The sequence below is a fragment of the Rhodospirillales bacterium genome (assembly GCA_023898785.1).
Taxonomy (GTDB): domain Bacteria; phylum Pseudomonadota; class Alphaproteobacteria; order Micavibrionales; family Micavibrionaceae; genus TMED27.
Window position 1 is genome coordinate 1,627,638 of record CP060239.1, and the last position, 20,815, is coordinate 1,648,452.

Consider the following 20,815-nt stretch of genomic DNA (forward strand, 5'->3'; position numbering starts at 1 on the left):
TTTTAAATTCTTTAAGCGGAGTTTTTAGAGGTTTTGTGAACCGCAATTCACCGCATCTGACAAGCTTTCAGAAGGATCGCCTGAATAGCTGTAATTCACGGAGCCGTTGATCGCTGCGTTTAGAGCGTCTCCCCAACATGCGGCTTCTTCGCCTCCTGCTGCCGGTTCAATCCCTGCCACATCTTCACCGGCGGCAGGTTCGATCCCTGCTACATCTTCGTCTTCTTCATCACCAGCAGCCGGGGAAATCCCTGCTACGCTCGTTGTACCATTCACGGGCGGCAGACCGGTCAGAGTCAAGCTCAGGCCACGGAAGCCACGGCCGCGGGGACCAAAGTTATTAAAGAAGTCTTCAATATTATCAATAGTCCGGTTGTTTGGTATAACTCTTGCTACAAAGATCTGACCGCGGCCATTTAAAAGCGGATCATCCGCGTCCCAGAGTCGATTTTCAATGGCTTTTAACACAGAGGCTGGCAACACGTTGCCAAAGTTTGTTGGAATGATGCCGTCCCAGTTTACCTGTGTGCCATCAATGATGATCGGTTCAAGCGTAAACGGATTCAGAATAGAACCGTCGGTAAAGTAAACATAGTAGGACTGGCCAACAGGGCGGCTGAGATAGCCGTCGAAGATGGTTGATCCGAGCGTTTCACCAATAATTTTCAGTTTCCACGGGCTACCGTCAAACTTCATACCGATAACGGGGCCTTCAGGATCGAAGTCTTCGGTTACGATGAAGCTGTTCGGACGTTCCAGATCAGAGACATCAACGTTGCCGCTTTCGAACAACGCACCTGTCGGATTATCGATGAAGGTGTTGCCTTTCAGCGTTACGCTTTTATGTTTCTGGCCTTTAACGTACAGGCCGTTTGAACCAGAGTTTTCAACTACGTTTCCGATCAACAGTGAGTTCATGCCGCCTTTGCTGTGGTGAAAACCGCTACCAAAGCCTCTAAAACTTTGTGTCAGAACGATCTCATCCTGTGAGCCTTTTTCCTGCGGACCGCCATAGCCACCGAAGTAACCACCTTTTGTGATGAGCAGAATGCCGTTGTCGCGGCTGGCCTTAACGTGGTTTTTGACGGCAAGCAAGTTCACCATTGTGTCTTTGTGAGACTCAACTTCGATGCCATCATCACCGGAATATTCCACTTCGTTAAAGGAAATATTGACGAAGTTCTGGTTTCCATCAAAACTACCGCCAAAGCCTTTAGCACTTACAGTATCATAGATTGATCCCGGGAAGATGCCTTTGCCTTGTGGATTATCAACATCGACCACGATACCGTCATCACGTGAGAACGATACATTGTTGCCCAGAATTGTGATGAAGTTGCTGGTTGTACCGTTGTTGTCATCGTAAAATCTTGTATTTTGTGAACGACGGTCTCCGCCTTTGGCCTCAACATCAACATCAATGCCATCATCGCCAGAGAACACAACTTTGTTATCAGAGATGATGATGGTGTTGGTTGTTTCATCGCCATGACCAAAGCCGCCAAATTTGGAAATGCCAAATCTAGGAGGCAACTGACTTTGTAAACCACCTTCGGTTTTGGTTTTCACATCAACCTGAATGCCGTCATCACCAGAGAAGGCAACCCTGTTTCCATCAATCTTAATGTAGTTTTGGATAGTTTGAGCTTCGTCATCATCGTTATATGGATATAGAGAATTCAGGCTCATAATCTGGTTATCGTCATGATGATGTGATTTTTCAGGCGCCAGTTTGACCAAGATACCATTGTCACCGGAGAAGCTGACTTTGTTGTTCAGGATCTCGATGTGGTTGTCATGGTGTTCAAATGAGAAGAACTCATTGCCCTTGTTGCCATCACGTTTGAGGTTAACCTCAATCCCTTCATCACCGGATTTGATGACTTCGTTATCGGCAATCTTAATGTATAGCTTCTTGCCATTATCATCATATGAAGGTTTTTGTTGCGGGATTACAGAAACGCGGAACACTTCTTCTTCACGACGATTTTCTTTCTCTTCGGTGTTAACGACAATGCCGTCATCACCTGATTTTTCGACATCATTGCCGACGATTATGATTTTATTCACATCATCGTGATGGCCGTGATCTTTTTTATCATGCTCGTCGTTGTCTTTTACAATGACCTGGATGCCATCATCGCCAGCGCTAGATACATCGTTCCAACCAATGAAGATGTCTTCAGAGCCTTCAACATGGATGCCATCTTCACCGACGGAGTCGACTGATTTATAGCCGCCATAGTAAGACCACGAAGAGTCACCAAGGACATCATTGTATTTGATGAAGATGTCTTTACCACCTTCAACATAGATACCATGACGGCCAGCGGCCATTTGGTCGATTGGGTATTTGCCGTAGCCTAGATCGGCGGTAATATCGTTACCGATGACGAGCAAATCGTCACTGTTTTCGACATGGATACCATCGCGGCCTGCACCTTGCTGACCATAATCAGCGTTGTAGTACCACCAGCTACCGCCTTGAGCGAAGATGTCGTTCCAGCCGATCAGAACGTTGTCACTGCGTTTGACGTTGATACCATCGCGGCCCGCACCTGTGATTTTGTTTTTCTTGATCTTGGCATGATCACTTTCTTTCACATAGATGCCATCGCCGTGATCGCTGTCTTCACCCGTGTTGTGGATGTAGTTATCCCAGATTTCCACGCCGCGGTTGTTTTCAACATGGATACCGTCATCGCCAGTGCGGCCAATGTGGTTGTCCCAGATGTCGGCATATTTACCATCTTCAACATGGATACCGTCATTTTCAGCATCATGAATGTCGTTATGAGCAATATCGATGTAGTCAGTTGGGTTTACCAAGATACCATTTTCATCGGTATTCCAAATGGTGTTACTGAGGATATCGCCGCCATCGATGTTGGAGCCGTAGATCCCGTTACCATCAACGTCATGGACCGTATTGTCGTGGATCTGCGCGTTTTCGATATTCTTCACGAAGATACCGTCATCTCCGGACCAGTGAACATGGTTGTAATCTACGTCTACTTCAGCACCTTCATCGCTCCAGCCGTTGTCTTCAACGTGGATACCGTCATCATCACGGCCACGAACATCTTCGTTACCGTGGATATGAATCTTGGCATCGTTGTAGAACGCACCCACAATATGAATACCGTATTTTTTACCGTAGATCTCATTGTTGTCTCTAATCAACAGCTCGGCATCGTCGATATTACCGACATGGGTGATACCGTTTCCACCTCTACCTTTTATAGCGTAGTTATCGCGGATCACGATGTCATGGCGAGAGTTGTCGGCTTTGCCATAGAAGATAATGCCGTGCTGATCGCCTTCAATCGTGTTTTTAATGATGAGGATTTCCTCATTATGCACGGCGTGGATATGGTTTGAAGTTTCGCCATTGAACTCAATGCCGTTTTCTTCGGCATCAACATCGTTATAGCTGATTTCAAGCAGAGAGTGCTTCTCAATGTCGTTGCCAAACTGGATGCCATCACCATCGGCAAAAATAGCGTTACCATCGCGGTAGCCACCAATAATGATGCGCGCATCATCGGTCACTTTACCGTTGAATTTGATGCCGTCGTCCCCTGCATTTATGCGGTTATCGGTGATTTTAACTTCTGAATCATCTTCAATTTTACCATCAAACTCAATACCATCATCTTTCAGCTCGGCAGAAATATGCTGGCCATTATATTTTTTGTAATAGCCAAGACGGTTTCCATCCATGTTGATCTCCGCCCCATCTTCGATGTCGCCAACAAAGTGTATACCGTCAACGCCTTTGATGATGTTGGAAGGATCATCGTAGTAATCCGGCCCCTTACCATCGCCAATATTGACTTCGGAGGCTTTGATTTTGCCTTCGAAACGGATACCGTCACCGACTGATCCACCATCTTCGTTGGCTGCAATCACGTTATCGTGAATGTTAATCTTGGCGTTATCTTCCACATCAGCATTAAAGACGATACCGTGGTTGTCCGCGTGAATACCATGGTTGTTTCCAGAAACCTGAACGTAGCCGCCCGTAACGCTACCGGCAAAGACGATGCCGTTATTGCCAGCTACAATCGAGTTGTTTTTGTTAACGATCACAGACGCATTCGTCAGGTTGCCGCCAAAATTCACACCGTGGCCGTAAGCATCAATCGACATGTTGGACAGGACCTCTGCCAGAGCGGTGTTGATGGCGCCCTGAAAGTCAACGCCGTTACCAATACTCGCAATATCATTAACCTGAACGATGGCCCGTGCGTTCGTCGTCAGATCGCCGGAAACCACCACACCGTTTACGACCCGTCCGTCAACAAGGCCCATGTTATTGTTCTGGACAAAGACAGACGACCCATTGGACAATCCGCCAATTTCAACACCGCGCGTAGATGTGCCTTCAAAAGTATTGTTTTCAATCGTTGATGTGCCACCCGTAGCGTTGGCAACATAAACACCGGCTTCTGTAAAGTTGTGGAAGGTGTTGCCATCAACCACCAAACCGTTCGCTCCGGCACCAGCAGCGTAGACACCGTACGCTGTCGTACCACCACCATCAAAGACAATCGGATCGATATTCACGCCGGAAGACAAAACTGTTACCAAGGGCTCGTTATCGTCAGCCGCTTGCAAAACCGGATCGTCGGTCCCTGTCAACTTTAGGTCTTCGACGTTAATTGTCAGGTTCTCCGCGTAAGTCCCCGCATGAACGTTAACGGTTGCACCGATATCGGCAAAGTGGATGCCTTGTTGAATTAGCGCATTGTTTGAAAGAACGTTAATCGTATTCGCCGTGGTGTTGATTTGTGCATCATTCGCCAGCGTTGCGAAAGATGGATCGACCAGTGCTGTACGTTTGTAAATTTTACCATTGAGATTGAGGGTTTCGACGATAATGTCCGTCCATGGAGAGATCAAGCCAAAGCCCAGGACACTGTCACCAGTCAGAATATCAGTAACATTCAGTGCGCCATTACCTAAAGTAACATCATGACCGATATTTACTTCTGGCGCGGCGATTGTCAGGTCGTTACTGGTGATACCGCTTACGGTAGCGTAAACAGCGGGAACCCAGTTCCATGTCCACCAAGGACCGCTCGTATCAATGTAGCCTGGAGTAACAAGAACGTCGTAACTGTAGGCACTTATATCAATGTTGCTGCCGGTATTTGCGGTCTGTGTTGCCCAGAGTTTTACATTGTTGTTTGCCAGCACATTGGCAATCGCCTGATCGTATACGGTGAGTGTGCCAACCGGACTAATATCGAAGCCAAAGAATGAATAGGTGTCGTTAATGAACAGGTGCGCAGGGTCAATCACAAATGTGCCCACTTCACCGTTAGAGGCGCCGAGATCGACAAGACCGTTAAAGCCTACAGAGCCGCCAGCAGAGAGTTCGGCTTTACCGCCATCACCACCAACCGCACCGCCACGTCCGGAAATGCGCCCTTCAAGAACAGCGAGTTTATCACCATAGATTAGAGCAGAACCACCGTCACCCTGCTGGTCAACGCCACGACCACCATCAACGCTTAACGTTGCCGTGTCAGTTACATGAACGTTTTCACCAGTCACTTCAATAGAGCCACCATCTGTACCAGACGCATCAGCTATGCCGCTAACGGAAACTACGCCTTTGTTGCCTCCAGACAGGACGATTTTACCACCGACGACTTCGGCAGAAGCCACCGTGATGATACCGGATGTGTTGATGATATTGTCTACAGCGCCTTTAGCAGCCAGTGCGGTCATTTGCACACGGCCACCTTCAGCAGTGATTTTTCCAGAGTTTTCAATCAAGGCATCAGCTAATTCGCCTTCGACAGCAACTTCAACCAGACCATCACCATACAGGTCGAGTGTTATAGTTTCACCAGCAGTCAAAGCGACCGTACCCATTTTCGCGTTGATAATGCCGCTGTTAGAGATGTGCGGTGCGACAAATGCGGCGAGGCCCGCATCGGCGACGCTGATCATTGCGCCTTGCTCAATGACGATTGAGGCATCTTCAGCAACATCGATATCCATTTTACCGTCGGCAAGGAAGCTGCCCGCATTCTTCAGTGCACCGCCAATCGCTGCAAAGCCTTGCGTATCAACGACAGAATTTTTACCAAAGAGGAAGCCGTTTACATCCAGAATTTTAACTTCGCCGTTAGACGTCAGCCTTCCCAAAAGCTGCATAGGACCGGATTCAACACCTGTGGCCACAGTTAAAGCAGAATTAATGTCAACAGAACATGTTGCGCAGATGTCTTCCTTTACAAGGTTCCCGATAATCCGGTTGTTGCCGGTATGATCAAAACGCACATGACCAAGAGACGTTGTGGCTGAATTCACATCCGTCCCGGCTTCAAATTGCCATGTCTCATTCGCCTCCAGCGTCCCCGCGTGCGCCGCTCCCGGCAGCACGACTGCAGCAACAAGCGCCGTTGTTGCCAGTAATTTATGTGTGGAAATGCCGAAATGGTCGGCGGCTTCTTTACGGGCTTTGTAAGTACTCATTGTTTCTTCCTTCCTCAAATCAGAAACGCTTTCTTGAAAAACGGTGTAGAAAAACAACCCTCAAGAGCTTTATGCCACTGTGGCAAATTGCTTTCCGGTTATGCTCCTCATGCTATAACTTTGATGCTCGCGGGGCTTGATTTTTATCAAATTTTTGATCAAGGCCGAGTTACTTAACTGAAGATATAGCTCACGCATTTTTCTATATAGACTCGGTATAGACCTATTTCATGAGATTTTACAAGTCTTTATTAAGGAATCTTTAACCATTTTCATGGTCCATACAAACCTATTCTTCTGGAAACCTTTAATTGGTCTTGCTTACCATTTTTTACTAATATGAAAAAAATTTTACACCTCAGATAAAAACATGATTCAATTCAGGGCCTTTCTCAGCTACGGGTTGATTTGTATATAAAAAAAGCGTAGTTATTGAGGGGCGTGAAATGGCTTTTGTTTTGTATTTTTTCTGTTATAGCTACACTGAACGATTTCGGTTTAAATGTACAAAAGGTTGATAACCGATGATGGGTTTAAATGATTATAGAGGTGCTAAGCGCACCCTCTCCAAAGGGATTCTTACATTCTCACTGCTTGTGGGCACAAGTCTGTCTGCGCTGGCGCAGCTTCCAACCGCTCAGGAACGAGCTGCTACCGGTCAGGCCAACCCAGGACGTGTCCAGGAACAAATTCTTGATGGTGACCAGTTGTTCGCACCGGGTCCGAAAATCCATGTGAAAGACCTAGTTTTGCAGAACATGCCCGCAAATGCGGACAAAATTCGTTTTAAGCTTTCACAGATCGAATTTGAAGGTGTCGGGGTTTATGATAAAGCCGACATACAGCCACTTTATGCCAGCAAACTCGGCACGACTGTTACATTGGCTGATGTCTATGCTATTGCCACAGCGATGACGAATAAGTACCGCAATGACGGCTATATTCTGACGCAAGTTATTGTGCCGCCACAAACAATTGACGGCGGTCGTGTGAAGCTTCGCGCTGTTGAAGGATTTGTCGACAAGATTGCTGTGACTGGCGATGATCAGAATAGCGCTCTGAAAACTATTCGTGCTTACGCCCGCCGCGTCCAGAGTAACGGCGCTTTGAATGTCGAAGATCTGGAGAAATTCCTGCTGCTCATCAATGACCTTCCCGGCGTTGAAGCACGAAGCATTCTCAGCCCATCGAAAACGACGACAGGGGCTTCGGACTTACGCATTATTGTTGAACGTGATCCGTATGACGCATTTCTTGGCGTGGACAACTACGGCAGCCGCTATCTTGGCCCAATTCAGTTTACGGCCGCGGGATCTGTTAATTCTTACTTTGGGAACAATGAACGCATTTCTTCACAACTTGTTGCAGCGCCGCATAATTCCGAGTTGTATTTCGTTTCTTTGGGTTATGATCAGCCGATTGGCACTTACGGCACAAAGATCAAAACACTTTACAGTCACTCAAATACCGAGCCAGGCTATGATCTGGATCAGTTTGATGTTAGAGGTAAGTCTGACTTTGCCAGTGTGCAGGTTGAGCACCCTTTCATGCGTACGCGTGAGCGGAGCTTTTACGGCAGTGTGGGTATTGATTTCCGTGATGTACAAAGCCGTAATGACCTTGAGCCTACACGCGAAGACCGCATTCGTACCCTGCGCGTTGGCGGTCGTTATGAGTTCCTCGATAATCTGTTTACCGCTGGCGTTAATGCTTTGAGTCTGACATTCTCGCAAGGGTTAAATATTTTGGGTGCCAGCAGTGAGGGCGATATCCGCGTATCACGCCCGGCGGCTGATCCAACATTTTTTAAAATGAATGTGGAAGCGCAACGTTTGCAACGCTTAACGTCAGATGTAAATATGCTGTTTGCGGCGCGGGCACAGATGGCTAATGATGCATTGCTTTCTTCCGAAGAGTTTGGCGTAGGCGGTATTAATTCCGGACGCGGATATGATCCTTCTGAAATTGTTGGCGAAGACGGCGTTTCCGGTAGCCTTGAGGTACAGTGGAACAGACAGTCTCCATGGACATATGTCGAAGATTACCAGTTGTTTGGGTTCTATGACATTGGCAAGGTCTGGAATGATGATGCGACGATTTCGGATGATGATGAATCTCTGGCCTCGGTCGGATTTGGCGTTCGTGCGGACCTTGTTTCCGATATGAAGGCTGCGCTTTCCGTTGCTTTTCCGTTAACCCGTGATGTTCAGACACAGAGCGATGATGACCCGAAAGTTTATTTTAGCCTTAATCGCAGTTTCTAAGTGCTTTTTAAATTTTAGAAGTAAAACTCCACGGGCCAAGGCCCGTGGTATCACTTTAGTTCAAGCTGCGCTTGTCCAGTATCTTCTTCTCCCTGGTTTTGAATATAGCGCTTAATAACACTCTCACCGATGCCCACTGTGCTGACAAAATAACCGTCGGACCATATGCCATCTGCGCCCCAATATGCTTTGCGCATATACTCAAACCTTTTCTTCATAAGACGGCCTGTGTATGATTTGAACGTTCGCACCACATCACTGACACGCATCTTGGGGGGAATTGATAACAGCAGGTGCACATAATCAACATCGTGATTGATCTCCAACACTTCAACCTCAGGCAACATCTCATGAAAACTCGTTATCAATTCCCGCAGATAGGCAAATGATCCTTCATTGAAAATTTTACGCCGGTACTTGCTGGTCAAAACCAGATGGTATTCGCATTTGTACGCACAGTGGCCTTGCTTCCTTAATCGCATGAAGAAGATACTGGACGCACTCCATCCACGGGGCAAGCCCCTTGGTTAGAGGTGGTCTCGGTTCTTCGGCCAGCTTTGCGGCGAAGTTAAGCTACGATCGGTTGGTTATTGTCATGCCGCCTGCCTGTGGTTTTGTTTCTCCGGGTGAAGGGCGCGGCCGCCGGAGCCGTTAGGCGGAGGCGGCAAGCCCGAGGCCGGAGAAACAAAATTTCGTTCATCATAAACGTCGTCCGGGGGTTGTCCATCAAATACCGAATGCGGCCTCTGCGCGTTGTAAAACGCCAGCCAGCGCCCGATATCCCGCCTGGCTTGCAGGCCGCTCTCGAACGCGTTCAGATACACGCATTCATATTTCAGACTCCGCCACAGCCGCTCGATGAACACATTGTCCATCCAGCGGCCCTTGCCGTCCATCGAGATCGCGATCCCGTTTTCTTTCAGGACGCCCGTCCACGCGTCCGCCGTGAACTGGCTGCCCTGATCGGTATTGAAGATCTCCGGCGGCCCGTAGCGGGCGATGGCTTCCTCCAGCGCCTCCACGCAAAAGCGCGTTTCCATCGTGTTCGACAGCCGCCAGGCCAGCACCTTCCGGCTGGCCCAGTCCATGATCGCTACCAGATACAAAAACCCGCGTTTGACAGGGATGTACGTGATATCCGCGCACCATACATGGTTCGGGCGGGTGATCGTGAGCCCCTTGAGCCGGTAGGGATAAATCCGGTGGCCGGGATGCGGCATCGAAGTGCGCGGCCTTTGATAGACCGCCTCGATTCCCATCAGGCGCATCAGACGCCGCACGCGGGTGCGGCCTACCTCGTACCCCTGACGGCGCAGATGCCGGGCCATCTGACGGGACCCGTAAAACGGGGTTTGCAGGAATTGCGCGTCAATCAGCCGCATCAGCGCCAAATTGTCCGCGCTCTCCCCGCGCCGCTCGTAATACCAGCCAGAGCGGCTGATCCCCAGCAACCGGCACTGCGCCGCGATGCCGATATTGTCATTGGACGGGTCTACCATTTCCTGCCGCCCCCGGACCGCAACCGGGCGGAGGCATCGGCTAAAAAATCACGTTCCACTGTCAGCTGTCCGATCTTGGCGTGCAAGTCCCTGACCTCGGCGTTATGCGCGTCCGCTCGCGATTCCAGCTTGCCCGCAAAACCCGCCTCCAGCGCAGCCAGAGCCTCCTTCTTCCAACGGTGAATGACCGTCGCATGCACCCCGTAACGGGATGACAGCTCCGTGATCGGCGCGTCCTCCCGCAACGCCGCCAGCGCAACCTGCGCTTTAAACTTCGCCGGGTAGTTCTTCCTTGTCTTGCTCATAATCCATGACCCTCCTTCGGTCATAGATCGTAGCTTAACTCACTGTCCGAATTCTTGGGGCCACCTCTGTTTTTACGTGCCTATAAATGAAGACCGCTTAGAAATGAGCGGTCTTTTTATTGTGAAACGGCGTCTGCGGTGCCATGCGGTTTGATGATATGAACGCACAATGCGCCCAATAGTGTTAGCAAGCCCAGCCACCAGCCTTGCCAGAAACCATAGGCGGTACATGAAACTACCAGAGCAGCCATAAAAATACTTAAAAGCAGGCGTGCGGCGGTTTTATCTGCGCATAATTGCGTTGCCCGGTATAAAACCTGCATCATTGCTGCCACAAAGATGCTTAAACCCAATGCGCCAAGTGCGCCGAACTCGATCCAGATTTGTAGCACTGCATTATGCGGATGCAGGACATGGTCCAGCGGCGTGTAAAGCATTGGTGTATCAAAATGCTCAACATGGCGGGTGGCTTCAATACCAAATCCATAGAACGGGCTTTCCAGTGCCTTACGCGCAACAAAATCCCAGATTTCCAAACGATCCGCAGCATAGGCCTGTGCAAACCATGATATGCCCTTCATATGTGAAGCCAATGTATTATAAAGAATTTGTGCCAACCAGGGGCTGGAGAGAATACCGGCTATAATTAGAGCGCCCAGTACAATCCAGGCTTTTGGGCGGGCCAGTGGAAAGCCAAACCAAAAGAGTGCGGTAGTCAATACTGCCAGATGTGCGGACTGGCTGTCGGTTAATGCTAAAATACCGATCATCGCAATTACAATTAGTGTAAAGAGTACATTTTTGGTACGCGCAAGAAGGGTAGCGCGGCTTAAAAGCATTAGCGTTGGTGGACAAAGCAGGCATAATAGTACAACTGCACGATTGGTTATAGAGACGTTCGTGCTCATCAGAGGAACATCGGAACCCCGCCAACTGTAATGGATTAAGCCGTGGGTTATAAGCTCGCTCAAAGCCAGCAGAGCGCTGCCTAGAAAACATAGTGGAAATACCCAGCCGAGCCAGTGCGGCCAGCATATCTCTGGCGTACGCATAAGGGTAAAAAGCGCGACGCCGCCGAAGAGGACCAGTGCAATTTTGCCACTACGCTCAAGGGCAAACGCACTGTCAAAAGCCCATAAAGAGCTTAATGCGGCCAGCGAGACTGTAGCTATGGCAGTGATTAGATAGAATTTACTCAATGCTGGCCAATGGCCTGTTATGATGCGAAAAACAGGTAGGCTCAAAAGCCCCATTGCGGCCGGCAAGAAGCCCAGTAAGCGTGGGGCCAACACTCCCACTAATGGTAATATACATAAAATAACCGCTACGATTGCCGGCAAGATATACAGCGCGCGTGGTTTTTTTGGGGGGTGCATTTGAGGTTGGGACATTTGTTATTGAGCCGAATTTGTTAAGGTCCTTATCATGGAGCATATGAACCATAAAAAAAAGCGTTTCATCACTATGAGAGACAAAACGCTTTTTAACTTTTAACTATGAGGTGACGGTTTTATTCGTCGCTTTGTTCTGGTTGTTCGTCATCAAAGTCGAAATCAACGTTGGAATCATCGCTCTCGTCAGAATTTTCTTCAGAGTCTTCTTCGGGGCTTTCTTCAATCAGTTCACTATCTTCTTCGTTGCCAGTTTCCTCACCAGCAGCGGGCATAATATCGGCCAACGCTGCTTCAGGACCGCCCAGCGCGGAAGGAGTTTCGGTGCTAAAGCGTGCACCAAACTCATCGGTTGCAGAAACCGGAACAGACCAAGCTAAACCCAGAACTATGCTTACAAAAATTGCTAAGAACCGCATATGTATCTCCTTTTTTGATATGTATTCTTTAATAGCAGATGTAAAATTTTATGGCAATTTATTTAGAGTAAAAGTTGGTGGACCCTAGCGGGATCGAACCGCTGACCTCATCGCTGCCAGCGATGCGCTCTCCCAGCTGAGCTAAGGGCCCTTATTCCGTATTCAAAAAATGTGATTTTTGAATACTGGTGGTTCAACCTTCCTAAAGTCGGTTGAGACGGCGTTAATTCCTAAAGCGTTATCCTGTGTTTTTCAAGTAAAAAAGCGGGACGTTGCAGTCCCGCTTTTCAAATTTGTTAAGCCGCCGCTATTTCTTGACCAAAGCGTCGCGGATTTCCTCTAGTAGTACTTCGCTTTTTGGTGGTTTAGGGACTTTCGCAGGCGCTTCTTCTTCAGCGCGTTTGAGCTTGTTTACACCTTTAACCAGCATAAAAATGACGAAAGCGACGATCAGGAAGTTTATCACAGCGTTGATAAAGGCACCGTATTTGACAATCGCGGCGCCCGCTTCTTTCGCGGCGGCCAGGGTTGCATAGCTGTTGCCATCAAGAGCGATGAATAAATCGCCAAAATCGATACCGGCTGTGATAACGCCGATTACCGGCATGATCATGTCATTAACCATCGAGTTAACGATGGCGGTGAAAGCCGCGCCGATAATGATACCAACGGCCATATCCATGACACTACCGCGGGCAATAAATTCTTTAAATTCTTTCAGCATTGCAGGTCCTCTCTCATTTATTGAAAATAAGAAGGCACGATACGGCATTGAAATAAGTGGAGTCAATATGATAGGGGTTTGGAAAAATTATACCGCCGTATTTTAAACTCTGTTTTTATCCCAGGCCGCGCGTTTTCGATAGAGCGTTGACGGGGCAATGTCGAGAATTTCTGCGGCGCGGGGAATGTTGCCCTGACAAATTTGCAAGATATGCTCAATATAATCGCGCTCAAACGCGGCTAGGGTTTTCAAGCCGCGCATGTCATACGTTTGAGGCAATATCCCTGCTGCCCTTTGAAGCCCTTCATTCATGGTTTGCATTTTATCCCAAAACCAACAATGCGAAAGAAAAAGCGGATTTTGTGCACGGGCGTATGCGTATTAAAAAAAGCCGCCCTTTTCGAGCGGCTTTTTGTGAATTTTGTTTTGAGCAACGCGGATTAGCGCTGGCTCATCAAGTTCAAGATGTTTGCAAACATGGCGATGAAGCTTATATACAGGGTTAGAGCCGCCGCCCAGCCCATGCGATTAGCAAATTCTTGCGGCATAGAGGGAGAGTACATTTCTTTCATGTTTTGAGTTTGCCATGCGGTCACACCGGCGAAAAGCGGAATGGCGATCATTGATCGCAGCATGCTTAGCATTGGACTATGAAATATAAAGTAATTCAGCAGGCCGGCAATCACCACGCCCCAGATCCCCATTACCAAGAATGTGATCATGGGCGAGAGATCTCTTTTCGTGGTATAGCCAAACACGCTCATTCCGGCGAACATACCGGTGGCTATGAAGAAAGCCTTAGCTACGGTAACGCCGAATTCGGGGCTGGCCGCCATAACCACAGCGATGGTGGAAAAGCTGATCCCGTAAAGCACGGCCAGCAGGAAAAACACCATCATCAGCTTGCCAGAAGACATGCGGTCGGGTCTAAAACCAAACCAGACGATTGCCAACGGCGCAAGCATAACGATCGTTTGTTGCGGCCCTACCATGAATAGCTTGTATAAAAACGGTGAGCTACTCACCACCATAGCCACAATGGCGGTTACCAAAACACCGGCGGTCATTTTGGCGTAAATGTTATTCATATGTTGCCGCAAACCTTCATCAATCTCGCGGGTGCGGGTTTGCGTGGTTTGGAAACGGTCAGTTTGCATCGTTACAATCTCCTTATGATATTCAAACGATTTTCAATACATATAGTCTTTATTGTAGCAGATTTCAAAGATTTTCAGGGGAAAATTGGAAAACACTGTTTGTAGAGTATGTTACGGTTTTCGACGTCCGCGCGTGAGCCATGGATTTTTTTTAACATGTTCAATGCGTTTTTCTTTTTCGGCGCTTAGCGTTGTAATTTGCGGCACCGGCGTATTGGTCATTTCGGAAAGAATTTGGATCCGTTTTTCGATTGGCGGATGCGTGGCGAAAAGCCCCATAAAGGGGTTTGAATTTTCAATGCACATCATCATGATGTCGTCCGTGGTTTCCGGGATCTGATCGCGCTGGGCGATGCGCAGGAGGGCACGCATCATGCTTTCCGGTTTTTTGGTGAGCTGCACCGCTCCGGCGTCGGCCATATATTCGCGGCGGCGAGAAAGCGCAAAGCGCGTGGACAGGGTCAGGAGATAACCGACCCAAAGGACGGCCACAAGGACGATCATGATAAGAAGCCCTTTGCCGCTACGGCGCTCGTGTCTTGAAAAGATGAAACTGTAGCGCAAATTGCTCCATACGAGCTGGGCGAAAAAACCGATCATTCCGGCAAAGATGACGGTGACGATAAGGAGGCGTACATCGCGGTTGATGATGTGGGTGAGTTCATGGGCAAGGACACCTTCAAGTTCATTCTTGCTGAGCATGTTTAAAAGGCCCCTTGTAACGGTAATTGTATAGGATTTCTCATCGATGCCACTGGCAAAAGCATTACGGGCATGCGTTTCGATGATTTCCAGTTTCGGCATGGTAATGCCGGCCGTGATTGAGAGATTTTCGAGCAGGTTATAAAGGGCTGGTTCTTCTTTGCGCGTGACTGGGCGGGAATGAGCGAGCTTTCGAATCATTTTTGTGTGAAAAAACCAGGAAATGGCAAACCAGCCGAAAATAACCGTAAAAATCAGCCAGAGATTATTAATGACGATATAATTGGCAAGATTTACAGCGGCTGTTGGACTTTGCAAAGTTGTGTCCTGATGACCCCAAGGTGTCTGGCCGTTCATAATGCCGTCGTATGAATGGATATTACCGCCATAATAAATATAACCGCTGGCAAAAGAGAGCAGCCAGATCATCCCGATAATCAAAAGCGGATAAAGCGCCAGGAGCATCATTGATTTGGCGTTGTTATTCCAGATATGGGTTTGAAGTCCGGCTACAGCGATTGGCATGCTCGTCTACTCGAAACTTACATCCGGGGCTTTTTCCAGCGTTTCACGCGCGTCTTCGGGGACTTCGAAAAACTCTTCCTTGCTAAAGCCAAACATGCCTGCAAATAAAACAGCCGGGAATTGTTCAACGGCCGTGTTCAGTTCGGCTGTGGCGTTGTTAAAGAAGCGCCGGGCTGCAGCCAGTTTGTTTTCAATATCGGAGAGTTCGTCCATCAGCTTGTTAAAGGTGCCGTCGGCTTTCAGATCGGGGTAGTTTTCGGCAACCGCAAAAAGTGAAATCATGGCCCGGCTCAAAGCGTTTTCCGCGCTCACGCGCTGTGACATGTTGCCTGCACTTGCAACGCCAGCGCGAGCGTTGGTGACATTTTCCAACACTTCTTTTTCATGCGCGGCGTAGCCTTTCACAGTTTTAACCAGATTGGGAATGAGATCGAAGCGCTGTTTGAGCTGTACATCAATATCCGCAAAGCTTTGCTCGCGATTTTGGCGTAGAGCAACCAGACGATTGTAAATGGTTATGACGACCAAACCCGTCAAAACCACCAGCCCTAAAATAATCCATAAAGCTTCCATAAACTCCTCCTTAATGGGCAAAGCCCTTTTCTTATTGCGCTCAGGTTATATAGTTAAGCATTATTGGAATCCGAAGTCGAGAAGCTTGCCGTTATGACCCTCATCTCTTCAGAAAATTTTATTTCCTGCGCATCCGGTGGCGATGATTGGCGCGAAGCCGCAAAAAGTGTGCTTGAACAATTGAGCGATGCCCAGCTGTCTAAAAACGGATTTAATTTCGGGTTTTTATTTGTATCCGATGCTCTGGCAGATGATGCGGAAAGTATTTTAAATCTGTTTAAGTCGGTTCTGAAGATTGAGAACTGGGTTGGTGGCATTGGTCTGGGCGTGTGCGCGGGCGGGCAAAGCTTCATAGACGGGCCAGCGGTTTCGGTGATGCTGGGAAAGTTTGATCCGGAAAATTTTTGCATTTTTCCGCCAATCAATCTTGAACCTGAAAAGGCCAAGGCCGTTATGGTTCCGTGGCTGGAAGCGCACGATCCGATGCTGGTCTTCGTTTGCGGCGATCCGATGAGCGAAGAAGATCCGGCGTTGCTTTTGCACAATCTGGATATGGCCTGCAACGGCTTTATGGTCGGCGGCCTTACCTCTTCACGTAACAGCCATGCGCAATTTGCCGTGGATTTTTATCAAGGCGGCCTGTGCGGCGCGCTGTTTTCCGATAACGTACCGGTGGCCAGCATGCTATCGCAAGGTTGTGATCCTATTGGCGGCGTTCATACGATTACCCGGTGCGACGGGCATGAAATTCTTGAACTGGATGGACAAAAGGCTGTAGAGGTTTTTGAGCATGATTTGCGCGCGATGGCGATTAAAAAACTGGATGTAGATCCAGATCAAGTGCTGATTGATGAGGAGGTTTTGGATAATCCGGATTCTATGCCCGAAGAGTTTCAAAGTCTTATTCAAGGTGAGGTTCATGCAGCTCTGGCGATTTCCGAATCCGACGGGCAGGATTATCTGGTGCGCAATATTATAGGGATTAATCCCGATGATGGCGCGATGATGATCTCGCAGCATGTTTTTAATGGTGAGCGCTTAATGTTTGTTCATCGCGACCATGAAAGCGTTTATAGGGACTTAAGTGCCAGCCTGATTGATTTACGAAAGCGTGTACAGGAAGAGTATGGGGAATTTGCGCCTAAAGGTGCGCTCTATATTTCCTGCGCTGCACGAGCCTACAATGAATTTGACGATCAACAAAAAAATGAAATTACGCTGATTCAAGAAATCATTGGCGATGTCCCGTTGACGGGATTTTACGCCGGTGGAGAAATTAATAAGGGACGGCTTTACGGCTATACCGGCATTTTAACGCTGTTTTTGTAGGGAAAATGCGTTAGACTTAACTCTTGGTGTTGTTTTTCAAACAGGATAGTTTCATGACTCGTTTTTTCGTCTTTTTGACACTCGTTTTATTTATTGGAGCAGTGCCTGCGCTGGCTCAACCGACAGAGCCCCTGCCCCAGTTGCCCGATCCCATTCAAAATCTTGTGAATGAAGGCGCGCAGATTCGCTTTTTAGGAAAAGATCATGGGCTTGATGCCTGGCTGACAATTAAAAACGGTGTGGAGCAGTATTTTTATGTGCTGCCCGATGGTGAAGCCTTTGTTATGGGTGTTTTGTTCGACAAAACCGGTAAACTGGTGACGGTCAATCAGGTCAGCCGTTTGCGCTCCGAAGGCGATACGTTGCTTGATACGCTGGCAGAATTTCCAATTCCAGAAGCCAGCGATACTGAAAAACCTTTTGAATTTCAGACCCCGGCAGAGCAGATGTTTGCCGATATTGAGAGCAGCAACTGGGTGCCTTTTGGGCGGCTTGATGCGCCAATAATTTATAGTTTTATTGATACGCAGTGCCCGCATTGCCATGCCTTTATGCAAGAGCTCATAAATGGCGAGTATTTTGATAGCGGTAAGGTTCAGTTGCGGATGATTCCAGTCGGATTTAAAGAGCAAACGCAGGCGCAGGCAGCATTTTTGATTGCTTCGCCTAACCCGCAAGAGCGCTGGTTTAAACATATGAAGGGCGATGAAACGGCCTTGCCCGCCAAAACCGAGATTAATCAACAAGGGGTGCAACGCAACCTTGCCATCATGCAATCATGGAAATTTGATGCTACGCCAATGGTTGTTTACCGTGGGCGCGATGGTTCAGTAAAAATTATCCGCGGGAAACCTCAGGACCTAAAAGCTGTTTTAGCCGATCTGAAAACATCAAATTAAATGTAGTGATGTGCTTTGATGTTGGGGTCTTGCCGCAGGTGGGTAAAGCACCTTATACTGTGAAGTGTTGAGGTATATTTAAACACTTCCTTTTCATTCACCAGGCCTCTTAACAAACTTTATAAATATGGATCAGAACGCCGCTTATCTTCTTCAAATGCTCGAAACACTCGGCGCTCCTCTCATGAGTGCAATTGTGTCCGCACAGCCCTTAGACCAGTCAACCACTCTTCAATCTGAAGCGCAATCAATCGCCGCGCTTTTGGGGAAAACAGTTGAAACAAGCATTGATCTTGGCCAGATCATGGATATTAATCCGGCCGAGGCACAGGATGATACATTGCGCGTTGCCTTGGCCGGGCTCGCCGGGCCCTTGGTCGCCGGACAATATGTGCGCCGTGGGCAGGTGCCAGAAACTGCAGATCTAAAAAAAATTACCAATGCTCTGCAAGCTGTTTTAAGTTTTTCGGATAATTTTACGCCTACAGCTGAAACGATTGGACGCCTTAAAAACCTTCAAGCTTCCGGACAAATCGTTGATTCTTACCAAACGCAAATTCAATATATGCAGGCTTTTATTCCCGTGATTGATGCCATTGCTGCTTTTCCATTTGGCCAGCCTGAAGCCAAGTTGATTATGGATGTGAGTGCACGACTGGTGAAAAAAGCTGTAGATCTGCGTGAAACACTTTTGCCCGGTATTGATGATGAGGCCGTGCAAAAACGCACAGAGCTCGGATTGCTTAATGCGGTGGCCACTCTTTACAGCAATTGCCACAAAGCTGAGACGGATAAAGTTTTAAACACAGAAGATACTTCGCGCGAAGGCGGTCTCAGTATAGAGCCGGTATGGACTGCGTTTGAAACGCGTGCTGCGATGTTGGAGGCTTTAGCTGCGCGCATTGCGCCTGGAGGTGTAAAGAAAAGTGACGATTCTTCCAGCAAAGCCCCTGTTAGTGTTCTGCCAACAATAGCGCCGCAAGAACCTGTTTCCCCGCCGCCTGCCGAAACCCAGCAACCACAAGAGCCTGTCATTCCCAAAACCCCTGTTGCTGCAGCGCCGTCTATACAGCCACCTGCCGAAATCCAAGCGCAAGGCAATCCACCTGGACAAAATCCCATGGCCATGTTTGCAAAATCCAAAACCGATGCTGCAGCGCCCTCAGAGCCGCCACAAGCTCCCCCCATACAATCGCCGCCGCAAGTACCCCCGGCTTCCGGTGAGAAACCGCCTGTTCCTGCAGCCCCTCCCCCTCCTCCAGAGCAACCTTCACCGGCCGCGCCGCCGGTGCTGCCTAGTGATCAGAGTGGTGAGAATAGCGGATCAGGTCCGATGAGTTTTTTCACTAAAAAAGGCGAGGAATAAGATGGTTTTTTCCGCGCTCATATTCGGGACATGATGAATTATGGCTGCCAGTAAAATTCTTGCCGCATGTTTAATGCTCGCTTCTCAAACCTATTCCGTTCCACCTGCGGTTCTGGTCGGTATTTACAAAGCTGAGGGCGGTAAAGTCGGTCAGGAGGTTGTTAACAGTAACGGCTCTTATGATCTTGGCCCCATGCAGATTAATACGATCTGGCTTCCCGATCTGGCCAAACGCTGGGGCGTCAATGAAAACACTGCACGTAAATGGGTGCGTGATGACGCCTGCACTAATGTGGGTGTCGCGGCATGGATTTTTAAAGGGCATCTGGATGAAACTGGTAGTTTGTCCAAGGCTATCGCCCACTATCATTCGCGTACGCCACATCACGGTAGCCGTTACAAAAGCCGTGTGATTGACATTATGAAAGATAATGGGCTAATCAAAGCCGGACAATAATCCTTTTTTATGCAATTAATTTAAAAACATTTTTAAATTTGGTTGGGGGCAGTTTTTCTTATGCCGTTGCGACAGGTGAATGAAGCCGTTAATCTTGTGTTTAAAGGTCTTCTATTTTATGAATTTTCATAAAAGCTTTTTTGATTGTTTTAACCTTAGTTATTATAGGTTTTTGGGTTCGATGCGCAGATACTCTTTTCTACAAGCTTTGGTTTTGGTTGCTTTGGCAGTCGGGATTTCGGGCTGTTCCAGCCTTGAAAAACACAGTGATGATGAGCCGCAGATTGTTGCGGCACCAGATACGGTTAGCGCAATGCTTGCCAATGCAGCGGATCGGGCTTCGAATGCATTGGAAACGCTTGCTGCCATTGAATCTGTTCGTACTCCCGCAACAAATATTGGCCCTGTTGGTAATGCTCCGCCGGAATTGCAACGCGCTATTACGGTAAACTGGGTTGGTCCGGTTGAACCAATCAGTAAGACACTGGCGCAAAGAGCGAGTTATGAATTCCTGACGATTGGTACACCTCCTCCCGTTCCTGTCGTTGTGTCCCTGGATGTTGAAAACCGCCCGGTTATTGACGTTCTTCGGGATTTAGGTTTGCAGCTTGGTGTGCGTGGAGACGTTAAAGTCGACAGCCAGCGCCGAGTGATCGAAATTCATTACCCTCCTAACACAGGTGTAGGCGGCTAGATTCTAAGACTGGAACATC

15 protein-coding genes, 1 tRNA gene and 1 pseudogene are annotated in these 20,815 nt (G+C 48.3%); 6 read left to right on the forward strand and 11 right to left on the reverse strand.

Annotated features, from left to right (window positions below):
* Nucleotides 1-24: 24 nt before the first annotated feature.
* On the reverse strand, nt 25-6,492 hold the full coding sequence (locus H6859_08255; protein USO05139.1) for a right-handed parallel beta-helix repeat-containing protein: 6,468 nt from the start codon (nt 6,490-6,492) through the stop codon (nt 25-27).
* Between the two features lie 527 nt (nt 6,493-7,019).
* Here H6859_08255 and H6859_08260 point away from each other — a divergent pair.
* A complete protein-coding gene (locus tag H6859_08260; protein ID USO06736.1) occupies nt 7,020-8,756 on the forward strand; it encodes a ShlB/FhaC/HecB family hemolysin secretion/activation protein in 1,737 nt (578 codons plus the stop codon).
* A gap of 50 nt (nt 8,757-8,806) precedes the next feature.
* Here the strand turns inward: H6859_08260 and tnpA are convergent, their stop codons facing one another.
* The 10 genes and pseudogenes from tnpA to H6859_08310 all read right to left on the reverse strand — a co-directional run bounded on the left by tnpA (nt 8,807) and on the right by H6859_08310 (nt 16,051).
* Entirely contained in the window at nt 8,807-9,238 is a 432-nt protein-coding gene (gene tnpA, locus H6859_08265; protein USO05140.1) for an IS200/IS605 family transposase, read from the reverse strand.
* A gap of 216 nt (nt 9,239-9,454) precedes the next feature.
* A pseudogene (locus tag H6859_08270) lies at nt 9,455-10,560 on the reverse strand (IS3 family transposase).
* A 116-nt stretch (nt 10,561-10,676) separates the two neighbouring features.
* Entirely contained in the window at nt 10,677-11,759 is a 1,083-nt protein-coding gene (locus H6859_08275; protein ID USO05141.1) for an O-antigen ligase family protein, read from the reverse strand.
* Between the two features lie 311 nt (nt 11,760-12,070).
* Entirely contained in the window at nt 12,071-12,370 is a 300-nt protein-coding gene (locus tag H6859_08280) for a hypothetical protein (protein ID USO05142.1), read from the reverse strand.
* A 75-nt stretch (nt 12,371-12,445) separates the two neighbouring features.
* Nucleotides 12,446-12,521, reverse strand: a tRNA-Ala gene (locus H6859_08285).
* Between the two features lie 156 nt (nt 12,522-12,677).
* Nucleotides 12,678-13,094, reverse strand: coding sequence for a large conductance mechanosensitive channel protein MscL (gene mscL / locus H6859_08290; GenBank protein ID USO05143.1), 417 nt, complete (start codon nt 13,092-13,094; stop codon nt 12,678-12,680).
* 102 nt (nt 13,095-13,196) lie between these two features.
* Nucleotides 13,197-13,406, reverse strand: a complete 210-nt coding sequence (locus tag H6859_08295; GenBank protein USO05144.1) for a hypothetical protein — start codon at nt 13,404-13,406, stop codon at nt 13,197-13,199.
* A 128-nt stretch (nt 13,407-13,534) separates the two neighbouring features.
* The gene (locus H6859_08300; GenBank protein ID USO05145.1) at nt 13,535-14,251 is read right to left on the reverse strand and encodes a Bax inhibitor-1/YccA family protein; all 717 of its coding nucleotides are present in this window, start codon (nt 14,249-14,251) and stop codon (nt 13,535-13,537) included.
* Nucleotides 14,252-14,362: 111 nt separating this feature from the next.
* Nucleotides 14,363-15,478 carry a M48 family metallopeptidase gene (locus tag H6859_08305; GenBank protein USO05146.1) on the reverse strand — a complete coding sequence of 372 codons (1,116 nt, stop codon included), beginning with the start codon at nt 15,476-15,478 and terminating at the stop codon, nt 14,363-14,365.
* Nucleotides 15,479-15,484: 6 nt separating this feature from the next.
* A complete protein-coding gene (locus H6859_08310) occupies nt 15,485-16,051 on the reverse strand; it encodes a LemA family protein (protein ID USO05147.1) in 567 nt (188 codons plus the stop codon).
* Nucleotides 16,052-16,144: 93 nt separating this feature from the next.
* On the opposite strand from H6859_08310, the gene H6859_08315 reads away from it, so the two are divergent.
* The 5 genes from H6859_08315 (at nt 16,145) to H6859_08335 (ending at nt 20,796) form a co-directional block, all read left to right on the forward strand.
* Nucleotides 16,145-17,380 (forward strand): FIST C-terminal domain-containing protein, encoded by a 1,236-nt coding sequence (locus H6859_08315; protein USO05148.1) that lies wholly within the window; start codon nt 16,145-16,147, stop codon nt 17,378-17,380.
* A gap of 53 nt (nt 17,381-17,433) precedes the next feature.
* Nucleotides 17,434-18,279 (forward strand): thioredoxin fold domain-containing protein, encoded by an 846-nt coding sequence (locus H6859_08320; protein USO05149.1) that lies wholly within the window; start codon nt 17,434-17,436, stop codon nt 18,277-18,279.
* Between the two features lie 127 nt (nt 18,280-18,406).
* The gene (locus H6859_08325) at nt 18,407-19,645 is read left to right on the forward strand and encodes a hypothetical protein (protein ID USO05150.1); all 1,239 of its coding nucleotides are present in this window, start codon (nt 18,407-18,409) and stop codon (nt 19,643-19,645) included.
* 37 nt (nt 19,646-19,682) lie between these two features.
* Entirely contained in the window at nt 19,683-20,102 is a 420-nt protein-coding gene (locus H6859_08330; protein ID USO06737.1) for a lytic transglycosylase domain-containing protein, read from the forward strand.
* 181 nt (nt 20,103-20,283) lie between these two features.
* Nucleotides 20,284-20,796 carry a DotD/TraH family lipoprotein gene (locus H6859_08335; GenBank protein USO05151.1) on the forward strand — a complete coding sequence of 171 codons (513 nt, stop codon included), beginning with the start codon at nt 20,284-20,286 and terminating at the stop codon, nt 20,794-20,796.
* The last annotated feature ends 19 nt before the right edge of the window (nt 20,797-20,815 follow it).

Coding starts and splice junctions, on each gene's coding strand:
- H6859_08325 (USO05150.1), top strand. CDS start 18,407: ATGGATCAGAACGCCGCTTATCTTCTTCAAATGCTCGAAACACTCGGC.
- H6859_08310 (USO05147.1), bottom strand. CDS start 16,051: ATGGAAGCTTTATGGATTATTTTAGGGCTGGTGGTTTTGACGGGTTTG.
- H6859_08295 (USO05144.1), bottom strand. CDS start 13,406: ATGAATGAAGGGCTTCAAAGGGCAGCAGGGATATTGCCTCAAACGTAT.
- H6859_08260 (USO06736.1), top strand. CDS start 7,020: ATGGGTTTAAATGATTATAGAGGTGCTAAGCGCACCCTCTCCAAAGGG.
- mscL (USO05143.1), bottom strand. CDS start 13,094: ATGCTGAAAGAATTTAAAGAATTTATTGCCCGCGGTAGTGTCATGGAT.
- H6859_08320 (USO05149.1), top strand. CDS start 17,434: ATGACTCGTTTTTTCGTCTTTTTGACACTCGTTTTATTTATTGGAGCA.
- H6859_08315 (USO05148.1), top strand. CDS start 16,145: ATGACCCTCATCTCTTCAGAAAATTTTATTTCCTGCGCATCCGGTGGC.
- H6859_08255 (USO05139.1), bottom strand. CDS start 6,492: ATGAGTACTTACAAAGCCCGTAAAGAAGCCGCCGACCATTTCGGCATT.
- tnpA (USO05140.1), bottom strand. CDS start 9,238: ATGCGATTAAGGAAGCAAGGCCACTGTGCGTACAAATGCGAATACCAT.
- H6859_08305 (USO05146.1), bottom strand. CDS start 15,478: ATGCCAATCGCTGTAGCCGGACTTCAAACCCATATCTGGAATAACAAC.
- H6859_08280 (USO05142.1), bottom strand. CDS start 12,370: ATGCGGTTCTTAGCAATTTTTGTAAGCATAGTTCTGGGTTTAGCTTGG.
- H6859_08300 (USO05145.1), bottom strand. CDS start 14,251: ATGCAAACTGACCGTTTCCAAACCACGCAAACCCGCACCCGCGAGATT.
- H6859_08335 (USO05151.1), top strand. CDS start 20,284: ATGCGCAGATACTCTTTTCTACAAGCTTTGGTTTTGGTTGCTTTGGCA.